At 59.7% G+C, this 10,785-nt stretch carries 9 protein-coding genes and 1 tRNA gene; 6 read left to right on the top strand and 4 right to left on the bottom strand.

The annotated features are described in order from the left end of the window. The 5 genes from ACILSI_RS25750 to ACILSI_RS25770 all read left to right on the top strand — a co-directional run. Positions 1-135 (top strand): IS3 family transposase (locus ACILSI_RS25750; protein ID WP_395724805.1); only part of this gene is annotated, 135 nt, incomplete at its 5' end. A gap of 547 nt (positions 136-682) precedes the next feature. Then, entirely contained in the window at positions 683-1,738 is a 1,056-nt protein-coding gene (locus tag ACILSI_RS25755) for a helix-turn-helix transcriptional regulator (protein WP_395724797.1), read from the top strand. A 79-nt stretch (positions 1,739-1,817) separates the two neighbouring features. After that, positions 1,818-2,792, top strand: coding sequence for a hypothetical protein (locus ACILSI_RS25760; protein WP_395724798.1), 975 nt, complete (start codon positions 1,818-1,820; stop codon positions 2,790-2,792). Between the two features lie 66 nt (positions 2,793-2,858). Continuing rightward, positions 2,859-4,121 (top strand): AAA family ATPase, encoded by a 1,263-nt coding sequence (locus ACILSI_RS25765; RefSeq protein ID WP_395724799.1) that lies wholly within the window; start codon positions 2,859-2,861, stop codon positions 4,119-4,121. 1,914 nt (positions 4,122-6,035) lie between these two features. Continuing rightward, positions 6,036-7,151, top strand: a complete 1,116-nt coding sequence (locus ACILSI_RS25770; protein ID WP_395724800.1) for a fibronectin type III domain-containing protein — start codon at positions 6,036-6,038, stop codon at positions 7,149-7,151. A gap of 433 nt (positions 7,152-7,584) precedes the next feature. Here the strand turns inward: ACILSI_RS25770 and ACILSI_RS25775 are convergent, their stop codons facing one another. From ACILSI_RS25775 to ACILSI_RS25785, 3 genes are all read right to left on the bottom strand, one after another. Further along, positions 7,585-8,013, bottom strand: a complete 429-nt coding sequence (locus tag ACILSI_RS25775) for a ParB/Srx family N-terminal domain-containing protein (protein WP_395724801.1) — start codon at positions 8,011-8,013, stop codon at positions 7,585-7,587. Positions 8,014-8,256: 243 nt separating this feature from the next. Next, positions 8,257-8,415 (bottom strand): hypothetical protein, encoded by a 159-nt coding sequence (locus tag ACILSI_RS25780; RefSeq protein ID WP_395724802.1) that lies wholly within the window; start codon positions 8,413-8,415, stop codon positions 8,257-8,259. Between the two features lie 63 nt (positions 8,416-8,478). Continuing rightward, complete coding sequence (locus ACILSI_RS25785) at positions 8,479-9,420, bottom strand: LysR family transcriptional regulator (RefSeq protein WP_395724803.1); 942 nt, start codon at positions 9,418-9,420, stop codon at positions 8,479-8,481. Between the two features lie 76 nt (positions 9,421-9,496). Between ACILSI_RS25785 and ACILSI_RS25790 the strand changes: the two genes are divergently transcribed. Then, the gene (locus ACILSI_RS25790; protein WP_395724804.1) at positions 9,497-10,432 is read left to right on the top strand and encodes a metallophosphoesterase; all 936 of its coding nucleotides are present in this window, start codon (positions 9,497-9,499) and stop codon (positions 10,430-10,432) included. A 230-nt stretch (positions 10,433-10,662) separates the two neighbouring features. Here ACILSI_RS25790 and ACILSI_RS25795 read toward each other — a convergent pair. Then, positions 10,663-10,748, bottom strand: a tRNA-Tyr gene (locus ACILSI_RS25795). Between the last annotated feature and the right edge of the window lie 37 nt (positions 10,749-10,785).

Consider the following 10,785-nt stretch of genomic DNA (forward strand, 5'->3'; position numbering starts at 1 on the left):
ACCACCATCCCCGCCAACCGCGCCGCCGCCATCACCATGATCTTTGATTACATCACCACCTTTTATAACTCCAAACGCCTGCATTCATCCCTCGGCTACATGTCCCCGCTGGACTTTGAAGCCTCCCCCAACTAACAACCCCAACTGTCCGCTTTATCGAGGCAAGATCAGCCTTGGCATAGGCGGCGTTGCCGGACTGGCCGCGCAGGTAGAGATCGAAGAGCCGATGATTCTCGGGCGATGCGGCAAAAGATTCGCGAGCAAGATGGTGGCGCTCTTCCAAGGGCAGATCGTCCAGGGCCAGACAGTTGGCGGAAGCGGGACGACGTGAACGACCCATGCCGGGTGTGGGCAGAACGAGCTGTAGCTTTGCACCCGGAATGGTGGCGACGCCTGCGGCAAAAGCTTCATCAGTGCCGGTGGCATTGCCACTGCGGAACACAGCCTGAGAAAAGGACTCGGCGAGATGCCGCCCCACATCAGCGAGCGCCTGCCGTTTCTCGACAGGAAGCTGGCGGGTGCCCTCCAGCAGGATGACCGGAGCGGTCGTGCGGCTGAGCAGGGGTTGGAGTTGAGCGAGAAAGTCGGAGAGCATGTGTGGTCTGAACACACGCATCCTCGCATAGGGGGTCGGACATTTGCGGGGCGACAGATGAAGTTTCTGCGGTATTTCTTTGCTAACATGTCCAAAGCATACGCCTCCCGAAGATCACGAACCAAAGATCCACTTCCCGGCTCGGTCATCCGCAAAGGCACCAGTCGCGTCGCCATGTGGCGGGTGCTGGAAATCCACAAGTTCGTGCAGACCGGCAGACATCCGAACTGCTCCACCCTAGCGGCTGAGATCGAGGTGACGCCCAAGACGATCCAGCGTGACATCACTTTCATGCGGGACCAGTTGGATCTGCCGCTGGAGTATGATCAGCTCAAGCATGGCTACTACTACACGCGGCCGGTGCATGAGTTCCCCATGCTGCATCTTTCGCGCAATGACCTGGTGGCCTTGTTTCTGGCACGGCATGCGTTGGAACCGCTGCGCGGAACGCGACTGGAGCGCATGCTGAGCGAGAGCTTCAGCAAGATCGCTGAAGCATGCCCCGGTGAGATTTCCATCGAGTGGCATGAACTGGATAAAGCTTTCTCCGTGAAGGCATCGGGGGTGCTACCGGCAGATGTGGCACTGTTTGGTGATCTACTTGATGCGGTGCGTGACTGCCGGGAGGTGAACTTTGATTATCACAAGCTCAACGGCAACAAGCCGGAGCAGCGAACGGTGCATCCGTATCACGTCGGCCAGATCGAGCACGGCTGGTATTTGTTGGCCTATGATCCGGCACGAAAAGCGGTGCGCACCTTTGCCCTGCAACGCATCACCAACCTGAGCATGCTGAAGACGAAATTCGTGCGTGATCCACTCTTCAATGCACGGGATCATCTCGGTGGTGGCTTTGGCGTGTGGAGCTACGCGGGTGAAGAGAAGCGCAGGCACGAGGTTCACATCCGCTTTGAAGGCTACGCCGCCCGCGTGGTGGGTGAGCGCCAGTGGCATTCCACCCAGGCCATTCGGAAGATGAAGCCCGATGGCAGCGTGGTCGAGTTTCAGGCCGACCTCTCCGGCCTGGAGGAAATCACCCGCTGGGTGCTGAGCTGGGGCAGCAAGGCAAAGGTGCTGGGACCACCGGAGTTGCAGAAGCGAGTGCGAGAGGAATTGGAGAGGATGATGAAGTCTAGTGGATGAAAGTAATTTCCGGTTAAGGGTCCTCGAAGCCAATGCTGAATAACGACCCACCACTAAATCGTAGTACTAATTTTCTACGATGAACAAAACTCTCAAGCTCAAGACAAAAGCCTTGGAGCGCGACCTGAAGAAACTCGAAGCCCGCGCTTATCATGCCGCGGAATGGGCAGTGGACGTTCTGCACCGTTACCACTCCGCGATCCCTGATATACAAGGCGAGCAGGCCTTGCGGTTGCGAGTGCTTTACGACTGGATGTTCATCCCGCCGACGCTATGGCCGTTCAACATCCATGAGATGCTGAATGACATTCTTGCCTCTCTGGAACAAGGCAAACGCTTGAACCGTCAGCAGTGCCTCATCATCGACCTGCTACCTGAACCGCCAGATGAAACTGTCTGTGAGGCAGTGGCCGATCACGAGCGCCACGTACAGACCGGCAGCTATGAGAACCTCGTTAAAACACAGGCCAAGTTCTCGCAGGCCGAACTCGCCATTCGGACCAACCCACAGTTGCAGCAGCAATGGGCGTCCATCAAAGCCACATTCGATGTTCAAGCGTGCGCCGACTACAAAGGAGTGATCCGCCGCACCATGGGCACGGAGCGCAACCTGCGTTCGTCGTTTTCCGTGAACCTGAGCAGCCGGGAAGATGCCTTTCGTGCAGCATTCGATGCTTTTTGTCTGCGCTGGAATCTTTACGGCATGCAAAACGATGAGCCGCTGCTGCTCAAGCTCGCTGTCAACATCACGCCGTATGGCACAATGATCCTCATTCCCTCCTACTGGTCGTTTGATCCAAAGCGCGACATTCGCTGGGACGCCATCGCCAGCCTTCACCGCGTGCGTGTCCCTGGCCGCCAAGGTTCTGCCCTCGCCGAGGGACTGGCAGAGCGAATGAAGCTTGCCGAGAAACTTCGACTGCTCGACCAGGAAGCCCGCCGCCTTAAATTGAAAGGCGAGAAGAAACACGCCTTCCTTTGTGAAGGACTTGGCTGGGTGTCTGGGACGAGCGCCAAACGTCTCAGCAGGCTGCGGGCGGAGTTCAAAACGTAGGACACACTTTGGGGACATTCAGTTCCCTGTCTCGATTGCGGCTGCGGGCCTATCGCTTGGGCCGTCATGCTCCCCACATCCAAATTCGCCGACAGCGAAAACGCGCCCTCCGCAGAGAATTCTGCGCGTCCCACTGAAGTCACCCAGCCCTCCATATCAGCACACGTCGTCTGTGACGTGGCCGAAGCCGGTGCCTTCACCCATCGCTTCAACAACCTCTACACACCCGTGCTGGCCGCCTTTGGCGGAGAACGCCTGCACCAGTGCGGCATAAGCGGGTGTTACGATCTCGACCGCGCCATTGCTGAAAATGCGGCAGCGCTTTACCGCTCCGTGCGCCGATTGTCGCACGAAGACAGCCAGAAGACCTGGGATGATCTCACTTTTCAGTTTGGGCCGCGATCATATCTCTACGCCGATGAAACCCGCATTGTCGGCTATGCCGACAGCACGGCAGCCGCCGAGGCACTGGTGTCCTGTTTCGATCAAGCCTACAGCAAACCTCCGGCTCCGAGAGGCGGCTCATTTCGCCTGATCCGGACTGGTCGCGAAATCAGCACCGAAGTCGTGCCGCTGGATGTCGAAACCCTGCTCGACGATCAAGCCCTCAGCCTTCACTACGGCAGTGGCCATGTTGAGTGGCATGAAGGCTTCATCGCCCGTCTTCGTGAGAACAACCACGGACTCTCCATTTTCGAAGGCCCGCCGGGCACCGGCAAAACCAGCTACCTGCGCCATCTCATGGGCGTGCTCAAGCAGACACACCGTTTCTACTTCATCCCGCCCGCGACGATGGGTGTCCTGTCCAATCCCGATTTCATCGGCTTCTGGGCCGAGCAGCGTCTCCGTCATGCCGACAAGCAGTTCGTCGTCATCCTGGAGGATTCCGACGCCGCCCTCATGACCCGTGGTGCCGACAACCGCGAGCAGGTCAGCGCCATCCTCAATCTCTCCGACGGCATGCTCGCCGACTTCCTGCGCCTCCAGATCATCTGCACCATCAACTGCCAGGCCGCCGACATCGACCAGGCCCTTCTTCGTCCAGGGCGGTCGCTACAGCCAGATCGCCACCGGCCTCGCACCAGAGAAGCTCGCGGAAGTCGTGGGCAAGGACCTCGCCGCCAAAATCATCGAGCGCGACATCGCCCCAGGAGCCAACTCCATCTTCTCCGGCCTCGATCTCAAAGTCGGCGGCCAGGGCATGCGCAAGTTCTACGACGAGATGCTGGTCAAAGAGTTCGGCAAATACGTCAAGCATCTCGGTGGCGGCACCGTGGAGGCGTCCGAGGTCAACAGCAGCGCCAAAGAATACAAAGACCCCGTCTTTGACATCCCCCAGTCCGAGCAAGACCGGATTCTCGCCGAAGCCCACGCGGCCATCGACCGTGAGCACCCCGACCTCGAAAACGACTCCGACGATTACATGTACTTCGTCCAGGAGCGGGTCACCGACCTCTCCAATGAATGGGCGCAGAAACACGGCGTCAAACCAACGACCACCCCCATCCACCTCATCCGCATCACCCCCCAGATGCGCAGCGCCGTCGAAGCCGGCCAGGCCCTCTTCGTGGCACCGCGCCGTGCCCGTGAGTCGATGACCTTCGACCCACCCTTCCACACCGCCTTCGGCGACATCCTCAGCTACGACTGGAAGAACCAAAGCGTCGGCGGCATGGCCTCCCAGCGCATCAGCGACTGGTCCGCCGCCCGCACCAACCCCGTGACCGGTCGCGAGATCGTCCACCACTTCAAGGTCCGCAAACCCGACGGCATCCACACCGTCAGCCTCGAAACCGCCCTCGGACAGTTGAGCAAGGACCAGCGCAGCAAACTTCAAGGCCTCATCAAAGCCGAGCAGGAACGCCGCGCCGATGCCGCCAACGGACAGATGGCGCTTTTCTCCGCCCACCGCCAGTTCGCTCCCGCCATCCGCTTCGAGGGTCGCGTGAGCACCGCCCCCGGCGGCATGCACTACGACGCCTTGGTCGAGCAGATCCGCCGCAGCAAACTGCCCGCATGGCAGCGTGAGCAGGACGACAGCCGCCGACTCGCCATCCGCTGGATTCGCGAGAACCCGAACGCCATCGAGAAGGACTACACCGAAGGCTTCATGACCCCAGAGGGATTCAAGAACCGCGACGAGGCCCTCACCTTGGCCCGCCAAATGGGTTTCAAAGGCGGCAACGACGCCTACGGCCTGACCAGCGCCGACATCCAAGTGCCATCCCAGCAGTCCGAAATGGGCATGCTGGCATCTTCGGATCGCGTCACAAACCCCTCGCAAATCGAGGCACTCCGTGCTATATTCCCCCATGCCAACGACCCCTCCAAGTGGATCCACCCCCATGACTCCCGCCCAAGCCAGGGAGACCTACAAAAACGGCAATCCTTGGCCCATCAGTTCGGCGGAGGCACGGCGTCTCGCCCGAATCGAGCGTTCACAGAGGATCGAATCGCCGGAGACCAAACAAGCCAACGCCGAGCTCTCACGGCGCTTTCTCAAGGGCCGCAACGCGCTGATCAATACGGCAGCAAGCTAGACGCCTGCGGGGAGCACTTTGTTTATATCTCCGACGACGGCAGGCACGTCACCAAGATCACCCTGCCCGGCTTCTACGGCTACGTGCCCACCGAGGACGTGGCCCCCGGCATCACCGGCGACTTCCGCCGCATCAAGCTCCGCTTCGCCACGCCGGCGGAGTATTTACTGCGTCTGGCGCTGTTCTCCGAATTGACCGGCATCAACTGGGAGCCGCACGGCATGGAACTCAACGAGGAATCCATCGACGCGCCCGTCATCGTTTCCACCCAACCCTTCATCCCCACCGCTGTCGGACCCGATGGCAAGCCCGTGCCCGTCACCGAACCGCAGATCACTGCCTACATGGACGCCATCGGCTTCGAGCCCGTGGAAGAAACCACCGGCACCGTCTTCCGCGACAAACGCATGGAAAACCAACTCTACTGGCACCCCGAAGAACAGACCCCCTCACACCCCGTCCCAGCTCCACGCCCAAGGCCAACTCGACCCGGCCCCCTCAAAAGCAATTTCCTATCAGAAATCGGGCCGGGCCACAAAGCTCGAAAACGAACACCGCAGGAAATTTTTCAAAGAGCAGGCCGCGGCAAATGCCGGACCAGATGGCAAAGGGTATCCTGAGATGAGCCCATGATCAAGGCCGGTGTCGCTTGTCTTCTTTGGAGAAATCCATGCATGGCATGCGTTTGTTTCCCCTTACATCCATGACGCGTTTTTTCCTTTTCCTCCTGCTTTGCTCCACCACCGAAGCGGCTACCATCCAGCGCATCTGGCTGAGCTTTCAGCGCGAGGAGCCAACGAGCATCACCGTGAACTGGGAGACCGCGCAGCCCGGAGACTCGGAGGTCTCCTTTGGGACCAGTGCCGCACTCGGCGGCAAGGTGGCCAAAGCAGAGCAGGTCACCTTGCATCACATCGAGATCCCGATCCCCGAGAAAGACGTGACGTATCATTATCAGGTGCGCTCAGGGGCTGAGACATCCGCTGTTCACACATTCAAAGCCATGCCCTCCAAAGAACTGCGCATCGCCGTGGTGGGGGACTGGGGTTTTGCACAGCCAGATCTCGCCGCCTTGATCAAAGATGACGTCCATGTGCTGATCACAGCAGGCGACAATGTCGGCAGCCTGCATCAAAAAGACCGCGAAGGAACGAAGGCTTTCAGCGCGCTGATCGACTCGCAGCCCGGATTGTTTCACACCACGCCCTTCATGCCCGTGCTGGGCAATCATGATCGTGAGATCCGTTCGCGTGGCCCCAAGCCACCACCCGAAGCGGTGTATGACGTGGACGCTGCCGCCTATCGTGAATTCTTCGCGCTGCCCGGCAATGAGTGGAACTGGACGCTCACATTTCCCGAGTTCACCGCCCGCTTCATCGCGCTCGATCTCGAACACATCCAGGACATGGGCACCACCTGGCAGACAGGTCATCCTTTCGACTCTGCCTCTTCACAGCTCGCCTGGTATCGCCAGCAGATGCTGCCGACGCGCCCCGGGCACACGATCAGCATTCAAAACGAACGCAACGCCACCATGCGCAGCCAGCTGAAAGGCGAGTGGGGCCGCTTGTTTCAGCAGGGTTCTGCCGTCATCACCGGCTTCGGCTATTTCGCGGAGCGAGCCATGGTGGACGGCTTCCCCTATTACAACACCGCGCTCAAAGGCGATGGAGATCGCTACCCCGATCCGAAGTCCGCCTTCTTCGCCAGCGAGCACAGCTACGTCCTGCTCACCTTCAAACCGATGTCACCGATGAAAATCGAAATCAAGAGCCTTGCAGGGCAGGTGCTGGACCTGCAGAGCTATCCAGCGAGGTAGTGCATGGTTGCACATCTCGGTGTTAACATAACACCCGGATTTGCCCGGATGGGCCGTGAATGCGATGTTCCGCAGCGTTCTTCTTCCACATACAACCATGAAACACACGCTCCTGCTTCTCTCTCTGTTCGCTGTGCAAGCCGTCGCTCAGGACAAGGCCCTGCTCGATCTCGCCCTCGAACCGCCCGTGGTTAACACCCAGCCCGGGCCCGAGTATGACGCAGACAAGCGGCCGGGAAACATGATCATCGGCATCGACCGCACGCCGAAAGGCCGCCTGTGGGCCGCCTGGGTCGGCAACGGCGATTCGCCGAACGGCTTCTTCATGCTCGCGACCAGTGAGGACGATGGCAAATCGTGGTCCAAGCCGCGTGTCAGACCCCCTCACACCCCGTCCCAGCTCCACGCCCAAGGCCAACTCGACCCGGCCCCCTCAAAAGCAATTTCCTATCAGACAGACATCCTCGGCAAAGCCGGTGAGTTCGAGATCGAAGGCGGGATCGCTCTCCTGAATGGATTTGAGCAGGCGCTTCAAGTCGCCCTCGTCAAGTTCCGCCAGTTCTGCGAGGCGGTTGTCAGCCAGCAAGTCGGCGAGTTCTTCGGCTTCGGTGGCATAGTCCTGCTCATCCACGGGCACGAGTTCACCGCCGATAAGCAGCGCGGCCTCCAGTCGGCCATGACCGCGCACGATCATTCCGCTGCGTTTGGAGAGGGTGATGGGATTGCGCCAGCCCTGCTCTTGAATGATGGAGGCCAGCAACGCAATCTGATGCGCACTGTGCCGGTTCGGATTGGCCGGATTGGGCTTCAGCGTGTTGGGGTCCACCAGTCGGGTGTGGGCGCAGTAAATAGAAATACTCACGCCCCTGCGGCAGTGTCAACGCGGTTGACGCCAGACCCCCTCACACCCCGTCCCAGCTCCACGCCCAAGGCCAACTCGACCCGGCCCCCTCAAAAGCAATTTCCTATCAGAAATCTCTTCTGACCAAAGACGTTTTCTACAAAGGCACCGTGAGCGGGTTGTCCAGATGGAAGAGCTTGAGCTGGCGAGCCGAGGAGGCCGGTGTCTCCGCCAAAGCCGTCAATTCATCGACCTCGGTTCGGTTCATGATTGCTCCATTTCCACCAAGACGTCGAGACGCTCCTCGACCTCGGCGGCCAGGGCATCGAGAAGTTCGTGCTGCTCCTCTTGCGCCAATGAGGACATCTGGTGATCGAGCAGGGTGGTGGTGGATTGAATGAAGTCACGAAGCGGACGTTTCATGGTGAGCTCAGCTTGCCGCACCGGGTCGGACATTGGCTGGGGGACAGTGCAAAAATGCGGCCATCAAGTCACTTTCCGCGCAGGATGGGCGAGATGGCTGGCCAGTTTCTCAAGCACCGGCTTTTCGATTCCCCGCCGGCGCATCTGCCGGTCGTTCCAATGCAGCACCAGCGGCCGACCATAGTTCATCAAGGGTTCGAATTCACGACTGAGCACCTGCTCCTCCGCCAGCCGTTTCATGCCAATCGAAGGCAGCACCCCTGCGCAGGCTCCGCAGGCCACGAGTTCACGCACCTGCAGCAATGAGGTGCACTCCACCGCCGGAACGAACCGCCCGCAGGCTGCCTCCACCGCCTGGCGCACCTCCTGATCGAGCTGACCTCCACCCGCCATCGCCGCCCATGGCAACGCCGTCCATTGCTCGGACTGCGCCAGCCAGCTCCTCGGGCGGGTGCCCAAAAGCGAACGTGCGACACAGAGGTGAAAACTCAGTCTCGCCACGCGCAGGCTGGTCTTGGCACGCTGCTCCTCGCTCAGCGCGTCTTCCCGAACCACCGCAAAGTCCACTGCTCCGTCACGCACCGCCTCCACAAGCTCACGGCTGCGCATCGACTTCAGATTCAGCGCGGCATTTCCCAACACCTTTCGAATCCCGCCAGCGGCCGGGATTACCATCCACTCCAGCATGCTCGCACCGGCACCGATGCGGAAGGTCCTGGGCAGCTTGCGCTGCTCGTTGATGAAGCCTTGGAGGTCGTCGAACTGCTGCCGCACCAAAACGGCCAGGCGTTCGCCGGCGGGCGACAGCGCGATGGTCTTGCCACGACGAACCGTCAGCTCGGTTTCAAAGTAGGTTTCGAGTTCGCCGATCTGACGGCTCACTTGCGCCTGACGTGATAAACTGTCAGGAGCCGACTTGGCAATCGATCCCGCCTCAGCCACCTCCAGGAAGCTGCGCAGCCGGTCCAGCGACAGGCCTGAGCGGGAAAAAAGATCTTTGTTCATTACTTACTATACAGTTAGTAATACCACACTTTACTGCATGGTCGAGCGGGATGTTTAGACCGAAGATGGCCGTGCAATGAACAACCAACACTACGACCTGATCGGCGACATTCACGGACAGTACAACAAACTCACCAGCCTGCTCGCCAAACTCGGCTATCAACCACGAGGGAAGGGCTTCCGCCACCCAGAAGGCCGGAAGGTCATCTTCCTCGGCGACTACATCGACCGCGGCCCCAAGATTCGCGAGGTCCTCCACACCGTGCGTGCCATGGTCGATGCCGGCGATGCGCTGGCGATCATGGGCAACCATGAATACAACGCCGTTTGCTACCACACCCCCGATGACAAAGAGGGCTGGCTGCGCGAGCATAGCGAGGAAAAGAACCGACAGGTGGCTGCCACTCTGCGAGCCTTCGAGGGACACCAAACCGAATGGTCCGACTGGCTGGAGTGGATGAAACGCCTGCCGATATTCCTCGACCTCGGAGCGCTGCGCTGCGTCCACGCTTGCTGGGACACCCGCCGCATCAAACGCCTGAACGCCCACAGCCTCACAGATCAGGCCTTTTTACATGCCAGCGCCACCAAGATGACTCCCGAACACCGAGCCATCGAAAACGTGCTCAAAGGCCCGGAAATCCCCGCCACAGACGGCAACCTCTTCCGCGACAAAGAAGGCACCTACCGCAACACCATTCGGGCGCGCTGGTGGGACATCCGCGACGGACTCACGATCAGCGACCTCGTCATGCCCCCCGGCAGCATGGCTGATTCGATGAAAGTCGATTCCTGGCTGCTCCAGCGCCTGCCCAACTATGGACCAGAGGAGCCCCCCGTGTTCTTCGGACACTACTGGCTGCCAGCCAAAGCCCACAAAGCGCCCCTCGCTCCGAACATTGCCTGTTTAGACTTTAGTGGCGGCCTTGATGGCCCACTCGTGGCCTACCGCTGGGATGGAGAACTCCGACTCGACGCCGCAAACTTCGTCGCCATAGCCGCCGCCAGCTGAGTCCATTCCAACGACTACTGATTTGTTCCAGGGTCCCCTACCCCCGCGTAACCACGAACTCCGTTCAACAGAGGCCGCGAAACCGGCTTCCAAAAACAGGCAACGACATCAAATACGATCACCAGAGATCAGTTATGCCCGTCAAAAACTGCCCGAAAACTGCCCGAATCCAAAAAAGAAGCCTCACCAGTTCGGTGAGGCTTTTCTCTGTAACTCTTTGATTTACAAAATGGTGGGTAGGGCTGGGTTCGAACCAGCGTAGGCGTAAGCCAGCAGATTTACAGTCTGCCCCCTTTAACCGCTCGGGCACCTACCCATTTCCATCCTTTCGGAAGGGCCGCGATTATGGAGAC

The sequence above is a fragment of the Prosthecobacter sp. genome, assembly GCF_044232965.1.
Taxonomy (GTDB): Bacteria; Verrucomicrobiota; Verrucomicrobiia; order Verrucomicrobiales; family Verrucomicrobiaceae; genus Prosthecobacter.

Excerpts from the sequence above, each read along its gene's own strand:
- ACILSI_RS25755 (WP_395724797.1), top strand. The coding sequence starts at position 683 with ATGTCCAAAGCATACGCCTCCCGAAGATCACGAACCAAAGATCCACTT.
- ACILSI_RS25760 (WP_395724798.1), top strand. The coding sequence starts at position 1,818 with ATGAACAAAACTCTCAAGCTCAAGACAAAAGCCTTGGAGCGCGACCTG.
- ACILSI_RS25765 (WP_395724799.1), top strand. The coding sequence starts at position 2,859 with ATGCTCCCCACATCCAAATTCGCCGACAGCGAAAACGCGCCCTCCGCA.
- ACILSI_RS25770 (WP_395724800.1), top strand. The coding sequence starts at position 6,036 with ATGACGCGTTTTTTCCTTTTCCTCCTGCTTTGCTCCACCACCGAAGCG.
- ACILSI_RS25780 (WP_395724802.1), bottom strand. The coding sequence starts at position 8,415 with ATGAAACGTCCGCTTCGTGACTTCATTCAATCCACCACCACCCTGCTC.
- ACILSI_RS25785 (WP_395724803.1), bottom strand. The coding sequence starts at position 9,420 with ATGAACAAAGATCTTTTTTCCCGCTCAGGCCTGTCGCTGGACCGGCTG.
- ACILSI_RS25790 (WP_395724804.1), top strand. The coding sequence starts at position 9,497 with ATGAACAACCAACACTACGACCTGATCGGCGACATTCACGGACAGTAC.